The following is a 20022-nucleotide window of genomic DNA, read 5'->3' on the forward strand; positions in this document are numbered from 1 at the left end:
CCCGCTCAGAGATGTGTATAAGAGACAGATACCCACCCTTGGTATCGAGGAACCAGAACGTTATCGATGACTCCCGGAAAGCGGGAGCGGGTCGATCGCGATCCGAGTTCGACTCGAGTACTCGAGTCGATCCGAGCTACTCGACGGCGCGTCGGTACTGGATCGGCCAGGACTCGGGCTCGTCGGCGAGTTCGTCGGCGGCCCGGAGCCCGAAGTACGGGTTACGCAGGAACTCCCGACCGACGAGGACAAGATCCGCGCGGCCGTTCCGAACGATCGCGTCGGCCTGCTCGGGCTCGGTGATTCCGCCGACCGCGCCGACGGCGATCCCGGTCTCCGCCCGGATCTGTTCGGCGAGAGGGACCTGGAAGTTCGGCCCGCCGGACGGGTTCTGGTCGGGGTGGAGCCCGCCCGAACTGACGTCGATCAGGTCGGCGCCGAGCTCCTCGAGCTCCCCGGCCAGCCGAACGGACTGCTCGATGTCCCACGAGGGACGGTCGTCGAGCCAGTCGGTGCCCGAGATCCGCACGAACACGGGCTTGTCGTCGGGCCAGACCTCCCGAACGACCTCGGTCACCTCGCGGACGAGCCGCGTGCGGTTCTCGAAACTCCCGCCGTACTCGTCCTCACGGCGGTTCGTCGCCGGCGAGAGGAACTCGTGGAGCAGGTAGCCGTGGGCCGCGTGGACCTCGGCGACCTCGAAACCGGCCGACAGCGAGCGCTCGGCCGCGGCCCGGTAGGCGTCTATTACGCCCTCGATATCGTCGGGAGTCGCCTTCCGAATCGAGGGGTCGTCGCCGTCGAACGGCGGGTAGCCCGCGGGCGAAGGCGAGAGCACTTCCCAGGCCTCGTCGTCCTCCTCGGGTCGGATCGGGACGTTGCCGTCCCACGGACGGGTCTTGCTCGCCTTGTGGCCCGCGTGAGCGAGCTGAATCGCGGGGACGCCGCCCTGCTCGCGGACGAACTCGGCGATCGGCTCGAGCGCCTTGGCGTGCTCGTCGCTCCAGATCCCCAGGTCGGCGGGCGTGATCCGCCCGCGGGGTTCGACGGCCGTCGCCTCGGTCATCACGATCCCCGCGCCGCCGACGGCGCGGCTGCCGAGGTGGACCCGGTGCCACTCCGTCGCCAGCCCGTCGGGCTCACAGGAGTACTGGCACATCGGCGAGACGGCGAGCCGGTTCGGTACCTCCAGATCGCGCAGCGACAGCGTCGAGAACAGCTCTGACATCAGTCGTCGTTACGTCTCTCGAGGGTTAACCACCCCGGAGGCCGACGCGCTTGCCGGTGTGGGACGAGACAACGGACCGCTTATCCCGCCCGCGGAGACAGGAGTCCGTATGACTAGCGACTGCGGCACGGCCAAGAACTTCCTCGAGCGCTTCGACGCCTCTCGTCCCGTTATCGGAATGGTACACCTTCCCCCGCTCCCCGGCGCGCCGGGGTACGACGCGGACGGCGGTCGGGAGGCGATCCGCGAGCGAGCCCTCGAGGACGCCCGCCGACTCGAGGCCGGCGGGATCGACGGGATCGTCGTCGAGAACTTCGGGGACGCCCCGTTCTACCCCGAGGACGTGCCGACCCACACCGTCGCGGAGCTGACTGCTATCGCGGCCGAACTGACCGACGCGGCCGACGTCCCGGTGGGAATCAACGTCCTTCGCAACGACGCCGACGCCGCGCTGTCGGTCGCCGCGGCCAGCGGCGCCGACTTCGTCAGGGTCAACGTCCACGTCGGAGCCGCCGCCACGGATCAGGGCGTCCTCGAGGGCCGGGCCCACGCGACCGTGCGCCTCCGCGAGCGGATCGCTGCCGACGTCGCGATCCTCGCTGACGTCCACGTCAAGCACGCGGCGCCCGTCGACGAGGACGACATCCGACGGGCCGCCCTCGAGACCGCAGAGCGGGGCTGTGCCGACGGCGTGATCGTCTCGGGACCCGGAACGGGCGCGGAGACGGCCCTCGAGGACGTCGAACGCGTCGCCGAGACGCTTTCAGAACACGGGCTCGAGGTGCCGGTGTTCGTCGGTAGCGGCGTGACGAGCGAGACGGTTGGGGACTGTCTCGCAGCCGGCGCCGACGGCGTCGTCGTCGGCACGGCGCTCAAGGAGGACGGCGAGACGACGAACCGGGTCTCGGGCGAACGGGTCGAGGAGCTCGTTTCGAGCGCTCGAGAAACTCAGCGGTAGGATTAGATATGCGGGTTGTTAGTACGTATTGAACACTTCCTGGAGGTACTCTGGATCGGTCGACTCCATAACGCCGAACGCAAGGAGCAAGCGAGCTTTGTGCAACTGGAGTGTGTCGCCACCGATGTAGGTGTCATCGCCGCTGATTCGTCCTTCCCAGCCGTGGTTGGCGAACACGACCGGGATGCCCGCCTCCGCAGCCTTGGTGAGTGCCTCTCCCTGAGAGTAAAACCCCTCCGGTTCCGATGCAGATCCGGTCGGATAGACGCCAGCGACGATTCCCTTCGCACCGGCGTCGACTGCAGCATCGACCAACTCCCCGTTCGCTTCTAGAACTGAGGTTACGGTGTAGATATCGGACAGAGGATACTCTTCCGCGGAGAGGTCCGTTCCACAGAACTCCGTATCCGTCGTCGAAAGTCGTTCCCTCGAAGAGTAAAACAGTACTTCATCACCGTCAACGATACCGATCCGCCCGAAATTCGGCGAGTCCCATCCGTCGGGTCGACTCGCAACCGACTTGAAGACGTCCCTCGAGTGGTGGATTTCGTCGTTTGCAACCTGAAGAACCCCTCGTCCCTCGGCGTTGTCGGAAACAGCGACCCGCGCAGCGTCGTAGAGATTTTTATCGCTGTCCGTCCCCGGCGTTCCTATCGCACGTTGGGCCGCCGTCAGGACGACTGGAATATCCGTATCTAGTGCGAGATTCAAGAAATAGGCGACCTCCGCGTTTCCGTTCGAGCCGGTCGTGACGACGAACCCATCCGGGGAGTCGTCGGACGTCGCACTCTCCATGATCGCGTCGTGAGTTTCGAATAGGATCTCGCTCGTGATGTCCTGGCTGGCCACCTCAGATACACCGGTGACCGAAATAGACGCGATTTCCGCAAGTTCGGGCCGCTCCTCGACGAGTTCTTCCGGCGAAAAGTATCCGTCTCGATCGGACGGATTCGCAATCGTCCCTCCCGTGCCGACGATCTCGAGACGTGGAAGCTCCGAATCAGACGTCTCCTCTCCGGATTCATCCTCCTCTTCCTCTTCAGTCGCAGCTGCCATCCCAGACAGGGCAGCTGTTCCGCCGGCTGCGCCGGTTAGTTTCAAGAAAGGACGACGAGGGACGTTAAAATTGGTCGATTCTCCATCACCGTGACTGGTTTTATCCGACATTGCAAGCGCAAAGTTAGATCACTACGTATAATGATTTCCCCTAATACTGGACGATCAGTATTATACTGCCTAAATTAAGGAAAAATCATCCACTCATATCGGGATACGGTATAACTCCTGTATGTGCCTATAGTACTGGACGAATTTTCAGCGGTTGACGTCGAACGGTGGTATCGGCCAGTTCCACGACGTCCAGGGTTCTCTGACACCGATCGTCCGTTGCTCGAACAATTGACTGGCCGTACAGACTCACTCCCAGTTGTGCAGTGCGTCCCGGAAGATGTCGGTGGCGTCCTCCGTGGTCACGGGTCGAGGGTTACACCGCAACAGTCGCTGCTGGGTCTCGACCGTCTGATTCGCGAGCCAGTCGACGTCCTCCTCGTCGACGTCGGCGAGTTCGGCGAGCCCGCTCGGGATGACGTTCAGGTCCTGCTGGAGCCGGACATACTCCGATCTGGCCAGGTCGGCCGCCGCCCGCGTTCCGACGCCGTCGGTGTCGGCGCCGAGCATCTCGGCGACCTCGGCGAACCGTTCGGGATCGCTCGCGGCGTTGTAGCCGAGCGTACTGGCGGGCGTCAGCACGGCGATCGTCTCGCCGTGGTAGGTGTGGTACCGGTTTCCGACAGGATACGCCATCGCGTGACAGAGGCTCGCGCCGGCCGTCAGACCCGCGATCGCGCCGAACAGGGCGCCTCTGAGCATCGCCTCTCGAGCCTCGAGATCGTCCCCGTTGTGGACGGCCGTTCGAACGTTGCTCGACAGCAGTTCGATCGCCTTCTCGGAGAACATCTCGGTGAGCTCGGTCCGGCCGGCGTAGACGGGTCGGGACTCCGGATCTGAGGCCCGCAGGAGCCCGTCGAACGGATGAGTCGTGTACCCCTCGATGGCGTGACCCAGCGCGTCCATCGCCGTCTTTCCCGTCACGTCCGGCGGCAGCGTCGTCGTGAACGTCGGATCGAGGAGCGCCGCGTCGGCTCGCACGTGGTTGCTCGAGATTCCCTCCTTGATCTCCTTTTCCTCGACGGAGAGGATGGCGACGGGCGAGATCTCCGCCCCCGTCCCCGCCGTCGTCGGCAGGAGCACCAGCGGCGGCCCCGAGTCGGTCAGCGCCTCGCCGTTACCCGTGGGTTCGGCGATGTAATCGAGTACCTGCCCGCCGTTGGCGATCACCGCCCGGGTCGCCTTCGCCACGTCGATACAGCTCCCGCCGCCGAAACCGACGTAGAAGTCGTACCCCGCCTCACCCTCGTTCTCGCGGACGAACTCGATACAGCCGTCGACGTTCTCGATCGAGGGCTCGCGTTCCGCGCCGTCCCAGACGGTGACGTCGTAGCCCGCGTCCTCGAGGTGAGCCGTCACTCGATCGACGTGGCCGATCTCGACCAGGGTCTCGTCGGTGACGACGAGACCGTGAGGATCGTCGCTGGCGTCGATGCCGAGATCGGCCAGCTGGAACGCCAGCTCCTCGACGGCGTCGCGGCCACACCGAATTTGTGGCATCTGGAGGTGCCAGACGGTCTCCGGCCGGGGTTCGTGCTCGGGTGCGGAGACCGAGCGTTCGTACCCCGTCGTCATCGTCCCCAGCCGTCCTCGATCTCGGCGAACTGATCCGAGTCGTGACCGTAGACGACCGTCGCGTCGTGGCGGCGCTCGATCTCCTTGATCCGCTGCAGGCTGTTGAACCACTCGGTTTTCCCCCACAGCAGACCGGCGCCCAGCGGGGCCTCGTCCTCGTAGTTCGGCGCCTGGTACACCTGATCGCCAGTGAAGACGATCGTTCCCTCGTCGTCGAGGTGGATCACGGTTCCCGTCAGCCCCGGCGTGTGCCCCGGGAACCGAACGAACTCGACATCCTCGAAGTGTTGCTCGCGGTCCTGGTGGATGACTTGCCAGTTCAGGTCGTGGTCGAAGTCCTTGAGGATGTACGCGCTGCTGCCCTTCTCGGTTTTGGCGCTGTAGTAGGCGAACTTGATCTCTTTTTCGTGGACGTAAACCGGAACGTCGGTGCCGTCGAAGAACTCGAGGCCGCCGGCGTGGTCCAGGTGCAGGTGCGTCTGAAAGACCGCGTCGATATCGTCGAGGCCGTAGCCGGCCTCCTCGAGGTCGTCGTCGAGCCGGTGCTCGTGTGCGTCGTGCGGGTAGAACGCCTGTGCGAGCCCCTCGGGCCAGTGGCCGTCCAGCGCGTCGTGGTGTGAGCCGGTGTCCCAGAGGATCGTCCCCTCGGGATGGTCGATGACGAGGTTCCAGACCGGGATCTCATCGTAGTCGAGGTCCGGGTTCGGCTCGTCGTGACTGGCGAGCGTCTGCCCCTCGATCATGTAGTTCTGGTCGCACTCGAGTCCGCCGCGGTACAGGACGTCGATAGTAGCGTCAACCATGGATGCTCAAGTCGTACGACACCATACCTAACTATTAATAAGTTACATAACCGGAAACGTATCCGCCGTCGGCTCAAGACGACGTCGAACCGCTGCTGACCGTTAGACGCCGAACATTAGCGGACCGATCAGCACCCCCATCAGATGAACCCGTCTAGCCCGGAGTCGGACAGGAACCATCCCGATCGCCGCCGCGACGACGAAGACCAGGATCCCGAGGAGGCCGGTGAAGAGATAGGAGAGGACGACCAGCAGGCCGAGAACCGCCACCGAGATCTTCCAGTACTCCGTCCGGCCGACGAGTTCGAGGTAGGCATCCCCCGCCGTGATCACGACGACGAAGCCGACGACGCCGGCGATGAGCACCCCCGAGAGTAAGACGGGAAGCTCGAGGGGCGCACCGACGTTCTCGAAGGCGACCATCACCCCGGTTCGAGGCTGGCCGATCGCGAGCAGGGCAAACAGTGCGAAAATGGTGTTTGCGGTGTCGACCCCGCTGGTAGCGACGATGTACCCCCGATCGCCAGCGTCGCCAGGGACGAACACGAGCACCGCGACGGCGGCGATCGCGGCGGAGATTCCCGGCAGGTAGCCGACGACCGCGCCCGCGACGGCGCCGGCGAGTGCGGTCGCGCCGACGAGCCAGCGCGGCATCGCGACCGTCGCCGACTCCTGGGGCGGGATTCCGCTGCCACGGATCGCGTCGATCAGCACGGGCGCCCCGAACAGCCCCGCGAACAGCGGCGCGAGGGTCCCTCCGGCCTCGAGCGGCGCATCCGGCGAGAGGTCAAGCGTCACCGCGCCGAGGAGCGCCGCGAGGGCAAAGGAGAGCGTGCCGCCGGCTCGGCCGCGCCAGGTTCGTTCGGAGGCGATCAGCGCGACGACGATCGCCGCGAGCAGCAAGGAGAGGTTGCTCCTGATCGTCGGATACGCCGCGGTCACGCCCCAGGTGATCGGCACCGCGAGCGGGATCGCGACGAGGACGGCGAGCAGGCTCCCCAGCGCCGAGAGGCGAATCGCCTCGTACCCTCGCCCCGCGAGCACCATCCGGTGGCCCGGCAAGGCGGTGACGGCCATCTCGGCGTCGGGAACGCCGAGCGCCATCGCGGGCACGGCGTTCAGGAAGGTGTGGACGACGCCGGCCGCGAGCATTCCCGCGCCGACGAACAGCGGCGGCCCGGGAACCGCGGGGGCGATCCCGGCGAGCAACAGCGCGAAGTTGTTGGCGTGGAGTCCGGGCACGAGCCCGCTCAGCGTGCCCAGCGCCGAGCCCGCGAGGATCCAGGCGAGCAGGTGTATCGCCAGCCCCAGATCTCCGACGAACTCGACCATCGCCGCGATTGGCCGCGGCTTCGGATTTAAACTCGAGGACCGATCCGTTGCGCGGCGCTACCGCTGAAACGTAGCGGCTCGAAAAAATACGGGATCGGTCGAAATCGTCGCGTCGCGACTTAGCCGAAGAGTTCGCCGAGGCCCTCGCCGCCGGCCTCCTCGTCTTCGTCGTCGTCGTCGTCTTCCTCTTCCGCTTCGGCCTCGTCGGCCTCGTCGGCTTCCTCGTCGGCTGCGCCCTCGTCGGCTGCAGCGCCACCCGCGGCGGCGCCGCCAGCGGCGGGGACGGCTGCGGCTTCCGAGACCGCGTCGTCGATGTCGACGTCCTCGAGCGCGGCGACGAGCGCCTTGACGCGGGACTCCTCGACGTCGACGCCGGCGGCGTCGAGCACGTTCGTCAGGTTGTCTTCGTTGATCTCTTCGTCCGTCTCGTTCAGGATGAGTGCAGCGTAAACGTATTCCATTGTAGTTACCTCGAGTTAGTTATCCGAACATCGCGCCGAGTCCTTCGCCGCCGGCACTGTCGTCATCGTCATCGTCATCATCATCATCGCCGTCGGCCTCGGCTTCGGCTTCCTGGTCGTCTGCCGATTCGTCTGCCTCGTCCGCGTCGTCAGCCGACGCGGGCTCGGCGGGTGCCTCGACGCCCTGCAGTTCCTCGGGCAGGGCCTCCTCGTCGTCGATCTGGGCCGCGAGCGCGCGAAGCTGCGCGTCGGCCTTGCTGACGAGGTCGGGCATGAGCGCCTCGTCCTCGATCGCGGCCTGCAGGCCGAGGCTCTTGGCCTCGCCCGTGGCCTTGGCGATAAGGGTCGGCGCGGTCGCCTCGGTCGGGTAGCTCGCGTTGATCGAGAGGTTCCGGGCGCCGGCGGCGGCGGCCTGGATGTCGCTCTCGTAGGCCTCGACGTCGATGTCGAGATCCTCGGGGTCGAAGAGGGTCCCTTCGGCCACGACGGCGCGAAGGTCGAGCCCGACTTCCTTGGGCTCGATACCCAGCTCGTTGAGGACGTTCGCGAGGTCGGCGGAAACCTCCTCGCCGGCCTCGAGGACGGTCGAGTCCTCCATGACCTTGATCGAGCCGTCCTGGATCCGAGCGTTGGCGCCGATGCTCTGGAGCTCACCGACGAACGGCCCCGGGTCGACACCGGTGTCCCCTTCGGGGATCACGATGTCGTTGGGCGCCACCTCGCCCTCGTTGATCGGGGCGGGAGTCTTCGACGCCTCGAGCTCCTTGTAGAGCGCGAACGGGTTGTCGTTCGTGCCGACGAGTCCGACCTGTCCCTCGATCTGTTCGACGAGGTCGTCGAGGTCGGCCTCCTCGAGCGCACGGACCTGCAGGGTGTTACGGCTGACTCGCAGCTCGGCGCTGCCGTGCAGGTCGCGACGCATATCCTGGAGCTGCTTGCTCGGAATGCCGGCGATGCCGACGATACCGACGCTCTCGTAGCTCTCGATGAGTTCGCTGAGCTCGTCGACCTCCTCTTTCTTCCACTGGGGAAGGTTCTGGGTCTTACGCTCGGCCTCTGCGCTCATCTCAGGCCACCTCCACGGACGGGCCCATCGTCGTCTTTACGAAGACGGAGTCGATGTTCTGGGGGCCCTTCTCGAGGTCGGCGTGCAGGCGCCGGAGGATCACGTCGATGTTGTCCGAGATGTCCTCGGCGTCCATGTCCTCGGCACCGACGCGCGTGTGGAACGTGCGGCGGTCACGGGAGCGGATCTGCACGGTATTTTTGAGCCGGTTGACGGTCTCGACGACGTCGTCGTCGGGACCGAGCGGGTCCGGCATCTTCCCTCGAGGACCCAGGACGGTACCCAGGTATCGAGCGATATCTTGCATCATCGCCTCCTCGGCGATGAAGAACTGAGTCTCGTCCGCGAGGTCTTTGGCCTCGTCGTCGTCCAGATCGGCCACGTCGCTCTCCGAGAGTACCTCGTCCGCGACCTCTTCGGCGCGGACTGCGGTCTCGCCCTCGGCGATGACGACGATCTTGGTCTCTTGGCCGGTTCCGGACGGCAGGACGACCGACTCATCGACACGGTTCGACGGTTCGTTCAGGTCGAGATCGCGCAGGTTAATCGCGAGGTCGACCGTCTCGGTGAAGTTCCGATCGGGTGCGTCCTCGAGTGCGCGAGTGACTGCTGTTTGAATATCCGAATCTGCCATCGTTCACCTCCGTAGTACGCAGGAGTGCTCCTACGGGTCAGTGAAACAGGCTGCGCCTGTCTCTGTTGAACGAAGTGGGATGCTGGACTTAAACCCGTCGAACTGTCCTGCCCGTGTGTCTCCGGCCCGTAGCCGGGCGACGAGCCCGCGCGCCGAAAGGCGTTTTTCCCCGCTTCCGGTACGTTCGGTATGGCCGACCCCGCCGCCGACCTCGAGTTCGAGTCGCTCACGCCGACCCACTGGGCGGCGATCGGGCTGGCGGCGGTGACCGCCGCGGTCCACCTGCTACTCGGACTCTCCTTTCTGCCCCACTGGATGGGCGGCGCCTTCCTGGTCGCGACCGCGGGGTTCCTGCTGGGAATCTGGCTCGTCCTCGCCGACCGTCGACGCCGTCTCGTCTATCTCGTCGGAATTCCCTTTACCGGCGCCCAGATCGTCCTCTGGTACGTCGTCAACGAGCCGACGGGAATCGCCGACGTCACGGTCGCCGGCGCGGTCGACAAGGTCGCACAGACGCTGTTGATCGTCGCGCTCGTCGTTCTGCTGGCTCGTGGGGAGCGAGAGCCGTGACGACCGATCCCCTCGAGCGACGACGCCCGACGGTCCCCCAGTGGGGACGGGCCACGGCGGGCTGTGCCACGGCTGCGCTCCTCGCGCTGTTCGCCCTCGAGACGATCTGGCCAGATGGACCGACGATCACCTTTCTGGGGATCGTCGCGGGTGTTCTCGTCCTCGAATCCGTACTGTTGTTCCGAACGATCGATCGCGCCAGCGCCCGGCCGCTTACATCCGCGACGTGGGTGACCCTGACACGTGGCGGGGCGGTCGCGGTTCTTGCCGGTTTCCTCGTCGTCCCGACGCCCGACGGCCCCACTGCGTGGGCGCCGGCGGTCCTCTTCGCGCTCGCAGCCGGGCTCGATGCCGTCGACGGCCTCATCGCGCGGGCGACCGACTCGGCGACCGAACTCGGCGCGCGACTCGACGTCGAGATGGACGGGCTGGTCGTCCTCGTCGGCTCGGTCGTCGCCGTCGTGGCCGACGCGGTTCCGCTCGCGTTCCTCGCCGTGGGTGCAGCCCGGTACCTGTTCGTGCTGGGTTCGTGGTGGCGACGTCGACGCGGTCGGCCCGTACTCGAGTTGCCACCCAGCCGGGTGCGGCGCCCGCTCGGCGCGCTGGCGATGGCCGCCGTCTGGCTCGCGCTGGCACCGGTTCCCGGACGGTCGATCTCCTACGTGGTCGCCGCGGTCGTCACGGTGCCGTTCCTCGCGAACTTCTGTCGGGACTGGCTCGCCGTCTGTGGCTACGACCTACCGTAGCACGGACAACGACCAAGTATCTCCCCGCGGAACCGTCCCGTACCGTGATTGCTCCCCACCACGAACCGGATGCCTCCGTTGACGTCGACGCCGACACCGGGAGGGGCGGATGAACACGCGTCGACTCTCCTTTACCGCCCCTGGCTCGGTAGCCGTTCGGACCGACCCGGTTCCGGAACCCGGCCCCGACGAGGTGCGGGTCCGAACGGCCGTCTCGGCGATCAGCGCCGGCACGGAGGGACTGCTCTACCGGGGCGAGGCACCCGCCGATCTCGAATCCGACGCCGAACTCGACGCCCTCGACGATGATCTCTCTTACCCCCTCTCGTACGGCTACGCCGCCGTCGGCACCGTGACCGCGGTCGGAAATCGAGTCGACGACGACTGGCTCGGTCGCCAGGTGTTCGCGTACAACCCCCACGAGAGCCACTTCTGTCGCTCCCCCGACGAACTACTTTCGGTACCCGAGACGGTCGACTCCCGCGAGGCCGCGCTCTTCGCGACCCTCGAGACGGCGGTCACGTTCGTCCTCGACGGCCGGCCGCTGCTGGGCGAACGGGTAGTCGTGTTCGGACAGGGCGTCGTCGGCCTCCTGACGACGGCGCTGCTCGCGCGCTTCCCCCTCGAGGAGCTCGTCGTCTTCGACCGGTACGAGCGACGGCGCGAACTCGCAGCGACGTTCGGCGCGGATCGAGCGCTCGATCCCGAGGGAGGCGACGCCGCCGAGCGGTTCGACGAGGTCGCCGGCGGACGGGCGGATCTCACCTACGAGCTGTCGGGCAACCCCGACGCGCTCGACGACGCGATCTCGACGACGGGGTTCGACGGTCGGGTCCTCGTCGGCTCGTGGTACGGGACGAAGCCGGCGTCAGTCGACCTCGGCGGTCGCTTTCACCGCAATCGGATCGACGTCCGGAGCAGCCAGGTAAGCACCATCGCACCCGACCTCTCCGGGCGGTGGAACCGAGACCGGCGCCACGAGACGACCTGGGATCGACTTCGGGAGCTCGAGCTCTCCGGACTGATAACCCACGAGTTCCCGCTCGAGGACGCCGACGAGGCCTACGAGCGCCTCGAGAACTGTCCTGAGTCGACGACCCAGGTGCTGTTGACCTACCGCTGAGTTTCCGAACTCGGTCTGCCGTCGGCCGGCCGAGCAGTTTACGGGATCGCCGCCGTACCCCGACACATGTACGCCGTCTCCGTCGACCGGTCGCTCGTCGCCCAACACTACCTGACGGTTCCCAATCCAGGACCGGAAGGAGAACCCCATTCCCATCACTTTACCGTCGAGGCAACCTTCCGGGGGCCGGAGCTGAACCGCTTCGAGTACCTCGTCGACATCGACGCGGTGACGGCCGCGATGGACGCCGTCGCCGACCGCTACCGGGATCGGCTGCTCAACGACCTGCCGGAGTTCGAGGACGCGAACCCGAGCGCCGAGCGGTTCGCCCGCGCGTTCGGCGACCGACTGCTCGACGAGCTCGAGCCCGAGGGCGCGACCGAGCTCCGTATCGAAATCGCCGAGGACGACGTCGCCCGCGTCGCCCACGAGCGGGCGCTGTAGATGGAGGTCGGACTCGTCGTCCCGGACGACCTCGAGACGACCTCCGGCGGCTACCGGTACGATCGCCGGCTCGTCGCCGAACTCCGGGCTCTGGGAGACGACGTCAAGGTAATCGTCCTCTCGGAGACGACCGGGGACGACCTCCGCTCCCGGCTCGACAGTCCGTTCGACGTCCTCTTGCAGGACGAACTCTGCTACGACCGCCTCGCCGCCCACAATCCGAACCTCGAGTCGCCCGACCTCGTCGTCTCGCTCGTCCACAACCTTCAGTCCGACGACCCCTCGCTCGCGGACCGGAAGCGAGAGCGGATCCGTGAGCGAGAGCGAGGCTACCTCGAAACCGTCGACGCGGCCGTCTGCACGAGCGCCCATACCCGCAGCCGGATCGGATCACTGGTCGACCTGCCGACGGTGGTCGCCCCACCGGCGGGTCGCCANNNNAGATGTGTATAAGAGACAGGGGCACTACTCGAGGCGGTTTCCCGGCTCGAGGGCGACTGGGAGCTGACGGTGGTCGGATGCCCCGACGCAGACCCTGTGTACGCGACACGGATGCGCGAGCGAGCCCGAACGCTCGACGTCGCCGACTGGGTCGAGTTCGCAGGTCGCGTCCCGGAAGACACCCTCGAGTCGATCTACGAACGGAGCCACGTTCTCTCGGTCCCCTCCCGACACGAGGCGTTCGGCATGGTCTACCTCGAAGGAATGGAGTACGGCGCCGTCCCGATCGCCAGCCGGAACGGGGGTGCGAGCGAGTTCGTCGCCGACGGCGAGAACGGCTTTCTCGTCGCACCCGAAGCCTCCGATCGCATCGCGGCCCGTCTCGAGGAACTCGCCGCCGACCGGGATCGGCTGGCGAGCCTCGGTGTCCGAGCGCTCGAGACCGCGGCCGCCCACCCCCGGTGGGCCGAGACCGCGACGACGGTTCGGTCGTTCCTGCAACGCGGGCTCGAGGGAAAATTCGAGTCGTCCGGCACCGAGAGTAGGGGGATGAGCCCGTGACCGACCAGCGAACGTACCTCGAGGTAAAGCGAACCGTCGACGATCGGGCGCTGAATCATCGAGTCCTCGAGCGCTTCGTCTCGGAACTCGACGCGCGCTCGAGTCCGGTGCGGATCGTCGAGATCGGCGCCGGGATCGGCACGATGATCGCCCGGCTGGCGGCGTGGAACTGCCTTCCGGAGGAGGTCGCCTACCGCGCCGTCGACCAAGACGCCGAAAGTGTTCGACACGCACGCGAGCGCGTCCCCGACTGGCTCGAGGACGCGGGCTACGCGATCGAACGACTCGAGGACGAGCGGGGAGGGACGACGGTGCTCGCCCGCTCCGACACTACTCAGATCGAGGTCACGCTCGAGGTCGCAGACGGGTTCGAGATCGAGGGCCGGGCCGATGCCGTGATCGCGTCGGCGGTGCTTGACATCGTCGACCTCGAGCGGGCGATCCCGGCGATCGAGGGATTGCTCGAGCCCGGCGGCCTGCTGTACGCTCCGATCACGTTCGACGGCGGAACGACGTTCGCACCGCGAGACCGGGCCGACGACCGGGTCGAGCGCCGCTACCACCGTCACATGGACGCCGTGCGATCGGCGGGCGGAAGTCGGGTCGGCCGCAAGTTGTTGTGGCGGCTCCCCGACGCCGACTGGTCGGTGCTCGAGGCCGGCGGCTCGGACTGGGTGGTTCGGCCCCGTACCGGAAGAGAAGGGACGGAGACGGGGAGCGGGTATCCCAACGAGGAACAAACGTTCCTCGAGGGCCTGCTCGAGACGATCGACGGCGCGCTCGCCGAACTCGAAGCCGACGAGGGCGACTCCGGGATTGCGGACCTCGAGCCCGGCGAGCGACGGCGCTGGCTCGAGCGACGACGGAAGGAACTCGAGTGCGAGGAGCTGGTGTTCGTCGCGCACAACCTGGACTTCCTCGCTCGTCGACCGGAGTAGACGCCCTCGTAGCGACCTCACGGGTAGCCGTCGGGGACAGCTGGCGCTCGAGGGCGAGCGGAAAGCCGCAAAACGAAAGAGCCGCGTTACGCCGACAGCGCGTCGTCGTACTCGCCAGCGTCGACCTTCTCCTTGAACTCGCGGGCGTCCTCGCCCTCGATGGTGACGCCCATCGAGGCGCAGGTGCCGACGACCTCCTTCGCGGCGTTTCGCGTGTCGTAGGCGAGCAGGTCGGGGTGTTTCTGCTCGGCGATCGTCTTCACCTGATCGATCGAGAGGTCGGCGACGAAGTCCTTCTGAGGTTCGCCGCTGCCGGTGTCGAAGCCGGCCTCGTCTTTGACCAGTGCGGCCGTCGGCGGGACGCCGACGTCGATCTCGAAGGAGCCGTCGTCGTCGTAGTCGACGGTGACGGGCACTTCAGTGCCGTCGAACGCTTCGGTCTGGTCGTTGATCTCCTGTACGACCGCCTGCACGTCGACGGGGGTCGGTCCGAGCTCGGGACCGAGCGGTGGGCCAGGGTTCGCCTGGCCACCCGGAACGAGCACTTCGATGGTTCCAGCCATACCCGTCACAACCCGTGCGCGAGTTTTAAGGATTGCTTTTTCGGGTAGTCGAGCCTGTCACCGACTGGCGCACGCTACTCGACGCTGTCGGCGCGCCACTGGGCGAACGACTCGAGGACGTGGGCCTCGTCGAACCGCTCGATACAGGGGACGTCGTAGGGGTGGAGCTCCCGAACGCGGTCGACGAGGTCGTCGTAGGCGTCGTCGGTCGTCTTGGCGAGCAACACTGCTTCTTCGTCGCGATGGATCTCGCCCTCCCACCGGTAGGTCGACGTCGTCGACAGCTCGTTGACGCAGGCTGCCAGTCGTTCCTCGAGCAGCGTTTCGGCGATCCGTTCGGCCGCCTCGGGCGGCGCCGTGACGTAGACGGTCGGCATGCTCGCGAGTACGTCGGTGACGGACAAAAGCGTGGTCGATCGGCGATTCGGCTGGTCGAGAGGGGTCGAGACGCGCTCAGCTGTCGCCGTTTCCGACGACCGGGTTGAACGTTCCGGTGATATCCCACTCGTGAATACAGTGGGGGTTGCCGACCCGTTTCTCCCCGTCCTCGAGAACCAGCTGCCACGCTCCGAGGTCTTCGTCCCATCGTTCTGCTCGTTCGCACTCCTCGCATACTCGCATCGTCGGTTTCCGTACCTGTGCGTTCATTACCAGGTGTGCGAACTCGACGCACATAACGGTGTCTCTGTGCGGCAATTGCTGCCACTTGCTTCGAACTCGGACGGTATCGACGCCGTGACGGTACGAGCCCCGTAACTATACGATTGGGCTGAGTCAACACGGGGCAGTGCAGGCGGGTCGCGAACAGCCGCGGCTCGAGGTCGTAGTTGTCGAAAAATTGTAATTCGAGCGCCGTCAGCAGGCGGTGGCTGCCTTCTCGTCGTCCGCGTTAACGGGCTCCTCGAGGTCGTCGTTCTCGTCGATCGGCTCCTCGGCGGCGTCGTCATCTGCCGGTTCCTCTGCGGGCTCTTCCTCAACCGGTTCTTCCTCTACAGGCTCTTCCTCTACAGGCTCTTCCTCAACCGGTTCTTCCTCTACAGGTTCTTCCTCAACCGGCTCTTCCTCGAGTTCACCGGCGTCGACGATCATGACGAAGATGGTCGCCTCTTCGATCGTCACCTGTAGCACGTCCTCGTCGGGCGCATCGACGGGTTCGTCATCGACATCGTTCTCGTCGGTCGGTTCCTCTACAGGCTCTTCATCCGCCGGCTCCTCCGGGTCGACCGGTTCTTCGGGCTCAGCCGGTTCCTCTACGGGTTCTTCCTCGGCCTCGTCGTTCTCGTAGTCGTCAGCCTCGTCATCCGCGTAGTCGTCGGCTTCGTCGTTCTCGTAGTCGTTGACCTCATCCACCGGTTCATCCTCGACCGGTGCGTCCTGGTGGACGCCGAGGTCGACGATGGTCGCCTGTTCGATGGTTACCTCGATCGTTCCCTGGTAGACGAACATGCCGTCGTCCTCGTCGACGCCGTTATCATCAACGGGTTCGTCGTCAGCGTAGTCGTCCTCGACACCGTTGTCCTCGAGTTCGTCTTCTTCGTCGATATCGTTGTCGTAGTCGTCGGCCTCGTCGTTCTCGTCAGCGTAGTCGTCCTCGACGCCGTTGTCCTCGAGCTCGTCGTCTTCGACATCGTTCTCGTCGGCGTAGTCGTTCTCGATGTCGTTCTCGTCGATCTCGTCGGGGAGGTCGTCGACGTCTTCGACGATAACGAAGATGGTCGCCTGATCGATCGTCACCTGCTGGCCGTCAGGTGCTTCGGCAGGGTCGTCCTCGAGTTCATCCTCTTCGTCGACACCGTTCTCGTAGTCGTCGGCCTCGTCGTTCTCGTAGTCGTCGGCCTCGTCGTTCTCGTAGTCGTCAGCTTCGTCAACTGGTTCGTCCTCGAGTTCGTCCTCCTCATCGACCGGTTCCTCATCGACCGGATCCATGGCCGGCTCCTCCTCGAGGAGGACGAGCGCGGTCGCCTGGCCGATCGAGATCTCCTGGGCGTCGTCGATGTCGTTCTCGTCGACGCCGTTCTCTTCGAGATCGTTCTCGTCGATACCGTTCTCTTCGAGGTCGTTCTCGTCGATAGCGTCGTCCTCATCAACCTCGTCATCGTCCGCGTAGTCGTCTTCGAGTTCGTCGTCTTCGTCGGCAGCGTCGTCCTCGTCGGCCTCGTCATCGTCCGCGTAGTCATCCTCGAGTTCGTCGTCGTCTTCGTCGATGGCGTCGTTCTCTTCGTCGGTCTCGTCGATGTCCTCATCGAGTTCGTCTTCCTCGTCAACCGGCTCCTCCTCGAGTTCGTCGGCGTCCTCGATCAGGACGAAGATAGTCGCCTGTTCGATCGTCACCTGTAACGCTCCGTCGTCAGGCGCATCTGTCGGTTCCTCGTCGGCTTCGTCGTTCTCGTAGTCGTCGACGCTGGTTACAGCGGGGCCCGCTGCAACGGCTGCGGCTCCGCCCGAGCCCAGCACCATCAGCGCGACAACTACGACGAGTATGTTACGTACGCTCATGTCCCGCGTTCGTGATACGGGGAGTCGTGGCGCTTAAACTGGGACTGCCATTTCAGTGATAAATATCCCGTTCCGCCGGGTAACCCAGGCGCTATTGGCCACTGGCCGCAGAAAATACCAATTACGTTTACCCTTCTCGACCGACAGATTTCGGGCGACAGTACGGTGACGAACCGTCGAACGGCATCCCTAGTGTCTCCTTCCTGACTACTCGAGTACGCCTCTCAGATCCCGTTTCCTTCATCGACTCACGTCGATCAGTATCGACACGGATACCGAATCCTGAACGACGGTTCGACGCTCAGTACACCGACTCGAGGATCTCCTCGCGGAGCTCGTCGAACTGTGCGAGATACTCCCGGCGTTCCCGTCGTAGCTCCGCCAGGGCCGCGTCGTAGTCGTCGACGTAGTCGGGGACGTAGTAGTCCTCGACGTCGATGCCGGGAACCAACTCGGGAATCGTTAGCCCGGTAGTCTCGTCGTCGGTCCACTCGACGGTTCCCCGAGCGGTCTCGGTGAGGATCGTCACCGACTCGGTGACCCCGACATCCTTCGCGTCGTCGCCGAGATACCCCGTGTTGAGCAGATAGCAGTCGACCCCGAGCGCCTCGATGAGGTCCTTGAACAGGTTCCCCTCCTCGCCCTCGGGACCGACGATGAAGGGGTTCGTCCCGACGACGCGGATCGACTCGCCGGCCCGCGATGGATCGCCGGCGCTGGTTTCGATCGACTCGCCGAGCATGAACGCCGCAGCGGCCTGGGCGGTCGAGAGCTTCGAGACAGGCGGCATCAGCGGGTTCCGTGTGATGAAAAAGACCTGGTCGACCCGGTCGAGGTCGATCTCGTCGGCCGCACTCGAGAGCTCGTCGCGCTGGACGGTCGCGCGCGCGTTGGTCGTGTACCGAGGCTCGTCGAAGTCGACCGTCCCGTCGTCGTCGACGGCGACGTTCTCGAGGATCGCCGACTCGTCGGTCGCGGCCTCGTACAGCGCGGGCTGTTCGTCCTCGCCGAGTCCGATCGTCTTGATGAACAGTCCCTTCCCCTCGCTGCCGGGAACCGTCCCGTCAGGCAACAGCGCGCAGACGTCGTCCTGGAGCATGGTCGCGCCCTCCTCGTCCTCGAGCCAGCAGCCGTGGGCGGTCAGCGTCGACTTGCCGGTCGCCGACAGTCCCATGAAGAGCTGGCCGACGTCGCGCAGGTCGCCGTCGGCGTCTCGAACGCGGACGCGTTTGCTCCCGGCGTGGAGCCCGAGTCCGCCCTGCTGTTTGATCCGGTACATGAACAGCCGGAGGAACGACTTCTTGGCCTCGCCGGTGTAGTCGCTACCCAGCACCGCGGTGAACCCCTCGTCGGGGAGGATCCGGATCGCAGTCTCGTTGTGGTCTGGCAGCTGTACGGTCTGGAGGTCCGGCTCGCGGCCGTCGCTGGGTTCGAACAGGCTCGCCCAGGCGAACGCGATCCGGGCGTGTTCGACGGGGACGTAGAGCCGACAGCAGAACGCCGCCTCCGGGTGACGTCCCATCAGGCGGTCCACACAGAGCAGCTCGCGGGTTTCAGTCGCCTCGACCGCGGTCTCGACCAGGTCGTGGTCGCGCTCGCCGAACGCGTGATCGACGGCGTTTTTCGTTCGATCGGAACTCCGCGAGCGAACGTCGCTGACGTACGACGGCGAGCCGAACTCCGTCGTCGTCTCCTCGTGTTCGGCGAGCTCGCGCAGCTCCTCGAGCGACGGATCGTACCGGACGTTCGATGCGGTCGCTGGGTCGGGAAGCGCTCGGCTCGGCGGACGCGGCTCCGCCCCGGTTTCGGACATACGGTTCGGTCATCATCTTCCTTATGTATAAACATGGTGGCCTTTGATTCGGGCGTGTCAGTTTCTATCTCACACCTGCGAATGATAGGCAAAACCTACGTGTTATTGGTCAAGCTACCGGATACCACACGACCGGAGAATAGTCACTTACCAGATAATTGCAGAAGTAAACTCGCCTCAGAAGTAATTCTGATTCGATTACGAACGGAGATACTCTCGTGGAGACGAAAGTGATAGCTTAGCGGAGTGACGATCGAAAAAGCTCGTCGGTCGGCGGTCCAACCTCGGTTCGTTGCCGCCCGGCTACTCCTCGAGGATGCCGTCGTCCTCGACGTTCGGCGCGCCGACGACGAGCACGCGGCTCTCCTCGGCAGCTCTGAGCTGTCGCCACGACTCCGGCGGGACGACGAGCACCTCGCCGGGGGTGAGTTTGACGACGTCGCGTCGGTCCTCGCGTTCGATCGTAACGTCGACGGTCCCCTCGAGGACGACGTACAGCTCCTCTTGCTCGCCCTGGCGGTGGTAGGCGTTCTCCTCGCCTTTCCGGTAGCGCCAGACGCTCGGTCGCATCCGTTCGGCGTCGAGGTTGGAGCCGATATCGAGCAGCGTCGGCGCCTCTCCGTCGAACTCGCGAGTGTCGGCGTTCTCGGGATCGATCAACGAGTACATGTCCGCCGGTTCGAGGACCGAACGCAAAAAACCGATGCCAGCGGGGACACGCCCCTGTGTCGCTCCCCTAGCATCGCCCTGCGGAGGGGGTCGGCATCCGAACTCGAGTAGCGACCACGTTACCAATATCCTCTCGGGTCGAAGGTCGAGTATGGACCCGTACTTCCCCAGTCCGAACCCACCCTGCGCCCCGAAACCCTGCCAGCGGTGTGAGACGCGCGTCGACGGCGACGAGACGGAGGGGTGGTGGCTCGAGCGCCGACAGTGGCAGGGGCCGAACTACTACCAACTGCTGTGTCTCTCCTGCTGTGTCATCGTGATGAACGAGGAGCCGATTCACCCCGACGTCGCACACGAGACCGACGCTCGAGACGTTCTTTACGACTGATCGGAACCGACGGAAACGGGGGAACCGGGAAGTACCGGCGGCACTA

At 65.5% G+C, this 20022-nt stretch carries 21 protein-coding genes and 1 pseudogene; 8 read left to right on the top strand and 14 right to left on the bottom strand.

Translation table 11 applies throughout. From position 1 onward, the window contains the following. Nucleotides 1-136 precede the first annotated feature (136 nt). Nucleotides 137-1228, bottom strand: coding sequence for an NADH:flavin oxidoreductase/NADH oxidase (locus C491_RS08910; RefSeq protein WP_005555382.1), 1092 nt, complete (start codon nucleotides 1226-1228; stop codon nucleotides 137-139). 109 nt (nucleotides 1229-1337) lie between these two features. On the opposite strand from C491_RS08910, the gene C491_RS08915 reads away from it, so the two are divergent. Next, on the top strand, nucleotides 1338-2186 hold the full coding sequence (locus C491_RS08915; RefSeq protein ID WP_152421300.1) for a BtpA/SgcQ family protein: 849 nt from the start codon (nucleotides 1338-1340) through the stop codon (nucleotides 2184-2186). Between the two features lie 18 nt (nucleotides 2187-2204). Here the strand turns inward: C491_RS08915 and C491_RS08920 are convergent, their stop codons facing one another. The 7 genes from C491_RS08920 to C491_RS08950 form a co-directional block, all read right to left on the bottom strand. Further along, complete coding sequence (locus C491_RS08920) at nucleotides 2205-3242, bottom strand: asparaginase (protein ID WP_005555387.1); 1038 nt, start codon at nucleotides 3240-3242, stop codon at nucleotides 2205-2207. A gap of 360 nt (nucleotides 3243-3602) precedes the next feature. Further along, nucleotides 3603-4928: a hydroxyacid-oxoacid transhydrogenase gene (locus C491_RS08925; RefSeq protein WP_005555390.1), complete on the bottom strand. Its 1326-nt coding sequence runs from the start codon at nucleotides 4926-4928 to the stop codon at nucleotides 3603-3605. Next, complete coding sequence (locus tag C491_RS08930) at nucleotides 4925-5731, bottom strand: N-acyl homoserine lactonase family protein (RefSeq protein WP_005555392.1); 807 nt, start codon at nucleotides 5729-5731, stop codon at nucleotides 4925-4927. The genes C491_RS08925 and C491_RS08930 overlap by 4 nt, the downstream gene beginning before the upstream one ends. A gap of 102 nt (nucleotides 5732-5833) precedes the next feature. After that, nucleotides 5834-7063 (bottom strand): tripartite tricarboxylate transporter permease, encoded by a 1230-nt coding sequence (locus tag C491_RS08935; RefSeq protein ID WP_005555394.1) that lies wholly within the window; start codon nucleotides 7061-7063, stop codon nucleotides 5834-5836. A gap of 119 nt (nucleotides 7064-7182) precedes the next feature. Continuing rightward, the gene (rpl12p, locus tag C491_RS08940; RefSeq protein ID WP_005555396.1) at nucleotides 7183-7524 is read right to left on the bottom strand and encodes a 50S ribosomal protein P1; all 342 of its coding nucleotides are present in this window, start codon (nucleotides 7522-7524) and stop codon (nucleotides 7183-7185) included. A gap of 19 nt (nucleotides 7525-7543) precedes the next feature. Then, nucleotides 7544-8590 (bottom strand): 50S ribosomal protein L10, encoded by a 1047-nt coding sequence (locus C491_RS08945; protein ID WP_005555398.1) that lies wholly within the window; start codon nucleotides 8588-8590, stop codon nucleotides 7544-7546. Nucleotide 8591: 1 nt separating this feature from the next. Next, complete coding sequence (locus C491_RS08950) at nucleotides 8592-9224, bottom strand: 50S ribosomal protein L1 (protein ID WP_005555399.1); 633 nt, start codon at nucleotides 9222-9224, stop codon at nucleotides 8592-8594. A 189-nt stretch (nucleotides 9225-9413) separates the two neighbouring features. On the opposite strand from C491_RS08950, the gene C491_RS08955 reads away from it, so the two are divergent. The 6 genes and pseudogenes from C491_RS08955 to C491_RS08980 all read left to right on the top strand — a co-directional run bounded on the left by C491_RS08955 (nucleotide 9414) and on the right by C491_RS08980 (nucleotide 14047). Then, nucleotides 9414-9794, top strand: coding sequence for a hypothetical protein (locus C491_RS08955; protein ID WP_005555401.1), 381 nt, complete (start codon nucleotides 9414-9416; stop codon nucleotides 9792-9794). After that, a complete protein-coding gene (locus tag C491_RS08960) occupies nucleotides 9791-10540 on the top strand; it encodes a CDP-alcohol phosphatidyltransferase family protein (RefSeq protein WP_005555403.1) in 750 nt (249 codons plus the stop codon). The genes C491_RS08955 and C491_RS08960 overlap by 4 nt, the downstream gene beginning before the upstream one ends. A 109-nt stretch (nucleotides 10541-10649) precedes the next feature. Beyond that, nucleotides 10650-11663 carry a zinc-binding dehydrogenase gene (locus tag C491_RS08965; RefSeq protein ID WP_005555405.1) on the top strand — a complete coding sequence of 338 codons (1014 nt, stop codon included), beginning with the start codon at nucleotides 10650-10652 and terminating at the stop codon, nucleotides 11661-11663. A 66-nt stretch (nucleotides 11664-11729) separates the two neighbouring features. Continuing rightward, a complete protein-coding gene (locus tag C491_RS08970) occupies nucleotides 11730-12107 on the top strand; it encodes a 6-pyruvoyl trahydropterin synthase family protein (protein ID WP_005555407.1) in 378 nt (125 codons plus the stop codon). Between the two features lie 477 nt (nucleotides 12108-12584). Next, nucleotides 12585-13109: pseudogene (locus tag C491_RS23650) on the top strand (glycosyltransferase family 4 protein); the annotation flags it as partial. After that, on the top strand, nucleotides 13106-14047 hold the full coding sequence (locus tag C491_RS08980; RefSeq protein WP_005555410.1) for a class I SAM-dependent methyltransferase: 942 nt from the start codon (nucleotides 13106-13108) through the stop codon (nucleotides 14045-14047). The pseudogene C491_RS23650 and the gene C491_RS08980, both read left to right, overlap by 4 nt. An 86-nt stretch (nucleotides 14048-14133) precedes the next feature. Here C491_RS08980 and C491_RS08985 read toward each other — a convergent pair whose 3' ends face one another. The 6 genes from C491_RS08985 to C491_RS09010 all read right to left on the bottom strand — a co-directional run bounded on the left by C491_RS08985 (nucleotide 14134) and on the right by C491_RS09010 (nucleotide 19588). Next, the gene (locus C491_RS08985; RefSeq protein WP_005555412.1) at nucleotides 14134-14610 is read right to left on the bottom strand and encodes a 50S ribosomal protein L11; all 477 of its coding nucleotides are present in this window, start codon (nucleotides 14608-14610) and stop codon (nucleotides 14134-14136) included. A gap of 74 nt (nucleotides 14611-14684) precedes the next feature. Next, complete coding sequence (cutA, locus tag C491_RS08990) at nucleotides 14685-14987, bottom strand: divalent-cation tolerance protein CutA (RefSeq protein ID WP_005555414.1); 303 nt, start codon at nucleotides 14985-14987, stop codon at nucleotides 14685-14687. Nucleotides 14988-15063: 76 nt separating this feature from the next. Then, nucleotides 15064-15258 carry an HEWD family protein gene (locus C491_RS08995; RefSeq protein ID WP_005555416.1) on the bottom strand — a complete coding sequence of 65 codons (195 nt, stop codon included), beginning with the start codon at nucleotides 15256-15258 and terminating at the stop codon, nucleotides 15064-15066. 207 nt (nucleotides 15259-15465) lie between these two features. Further along, a complete protein-coding gene (locus C491_RS22920) occupies nucleotides 15466-17106 on the bottom strand; it encodes a hypothetical protein (RefSeq protein WP_160167146.1) in 1641 nt (546 codons plus the stop codon). 301 nt (nucleotides 17107-17407) lie between these two features. Next, nucleotides 17408-18919 (bottom strand): phosphoenolpyruvate carboxykinase (ATP), encoded by a 1512-nt coding sequence (locus C491_RS09005; protein ID WP_005555420.1) that lies wholly within the window; start codon nucleotides 18917-18919, stop codon nucleotides 17408-17410. A 303-nt stretch (nucleotides 18920-19222) separates the two neighbouring features. Next, the gene (locus tag C491_RS09010) at nucleotides 19223-19588 is read right to left on the bottom strand and encodes a cupin domain-containing protein (protein WP_005555422.1); all 366 of its coding nucleotides are present in this window, start codon (nucleotides 19586-19588) and stop codon (nucleotides 19223-19225) included. A 151-nt stretch (nucleotides 19589-19739) separates the two neighbouring features. Between C491_RS09010 and C491_RS09015 the strand changes: the two genes are divergently transcribed. After that, nucleotides 19740-19976, top strand: coding sequence for a hypothetical protein (locus C491_RS09015; protein ID WP_005555424.1), 237 nt, complete (start codon nucleotides 19740-19742; stop codon nucleotides 19974-19976). Nucleotides 19977-20022: the final 46 nt, after the last annotated feature.

The organism is Natronococcus amylolyticus DSM 10524 (assembly GCF_000337675.1).
GTDB lineage: Archaea > Halobacteriota > Halobacteria > Halobacteriales > Natrialbaceae > Natronococcus > Natronococcus amylolyticus.

Excerpts from the sequence above, each read along its gene's own strand:
- C491_RS08910 (WP_005555382.1), bottom strand. The coding sequence starts at position 1,228 with ATGTCAGAGCTGTTCTCGACGCTGTCGCTGCGCGATCTGGAGGTACCG.
- C491_RS08915 (WP_152421300.1), top strand. The coding sequence starts at position 1,338 with ATGACTAGCGACTGCGGCACGGCCAAGAACTTCCTCGAGCGCTTCGAC.
- C491_RS08920 (WP_005555387.1), bottom strand. The coding sequence starts at position 3,242 with ATGGCAGCTGCGACTGAAGAGGAAGAGGAGGATGAATCCGGAGAGGAG.
- C491_RS08925 (WP_005555390.1), bottom strand. The coding sequence starts at position 4,928 with ATGACGACGGGGTACGAACGCTCGGTCTCCGCACCCGAGCACGAACCC.
- C491_RS08930 (WP_005555392.1), bottom strand. The coding sequence starts at position 5,731 with ATGGTTGACGCTACTATCGACGTCCTGTACCGCGGCGGACTCGAGTGC.
- C491_RS08935 (WP_005555394.1), bottom strand. The coding sequence starts at position 7,063 with ATGGTCGAGTTCGTCGGAGATCTGGGGCTGGCGATACACCTGCTCGCC.
- rpl12p (WP_005555396.1), bottom strand. The coding sequence starts at position 7,524 with ATGGAATACGTTTACGCTGCACTCATCCTGAACGAGACGGACGAAGAG.
- C491_RS08945 (WP_005555398.1), bottom strand. The coding sequence starts at position 8,590 with ATGAGCGCAGAGGCCGAGCGTAAGACCCAGAACCTTCCCCAGTGGAAG.
- C491_RS08950 (WP_005555399.1), bottom strand. The coding sequence starts at position 9,224 with ATGGCAGATTCGGATATTCAAACAGCAGTCACTCGCGCACTCGAGGAC.
- C491_RS08955 (WP_005555401.1), top strand. The coding sequence starts at position 9,414 with ATGGCCGACCCCGCCGCCGACCTCGAGTTCGAGTCGCTCACGCCGACC.
- C491_RS08965 (WP_005555405.1), top strand. The coding sequence starts at position 10,650 with ATGAACACGCGTCGACTCTCCTTTACCGCCCCTGGCTCGGTAGCCGTT.
- C491_RS08970 (WP_005555407.1), top strand. The coding sequence starts at position 11,730 with ATGTACGCCGTCTCCGTCGACCGGTCGCTCGTCGCCCAACACTACCTG.
- C491_RS08985 (WP_005555412.1), bottom strand. The coding sequence starts at position 14,610 with ATGGCTGGAACCATCGAAGTGCTCGTTCCGGGTGGCCAGGCGAACCCT.
- cutA (WP_005555414.1), bottom strand. The coding sequence starts at position 14,987 with ATGCCGACCGTCTACGTCACGGCGCCGCCCGAGGCGGCCGAACGGATC.
- C491_RS08995 (WP_005555416.1), bottom strand. The coding sequence starts at position 15,258 with ATGAACGCACAGGTACGGAAACCGACGATGCGAGTATGCGAGGAGTGC.
- C491_RS22920 (WP_160167146.1), bottom strand. The coding sequence starts at position 17,106 with ATGAGCGTACGTAACATACTCGTCGTAGTTGTCGCGCTGATGGTGCTG.
- C491_RS09005 (WP_005555420.1), bottom strand. The coding sequence starts at position 18,919 with ATGTCCGAAACCGGGGCGGAGCCGCGTCCGCCGAGCCGAGCGCTTCCC.
- C491_RS09010 (WP_005555422.1), bottom strand. The coding sequence starts at position 19,588 with ATGTACTCGTTGATCGATCCCGAGAACGCCGACACTCGCGAGTTCGAC.
- C491_RS09015 (WP_005555424.1), top strand. The coding sequence starts at position 19,740 with ATGGACCCGTACTTCCCCAGTCCGAACCCACCCTGCGCCCCGAAACCC.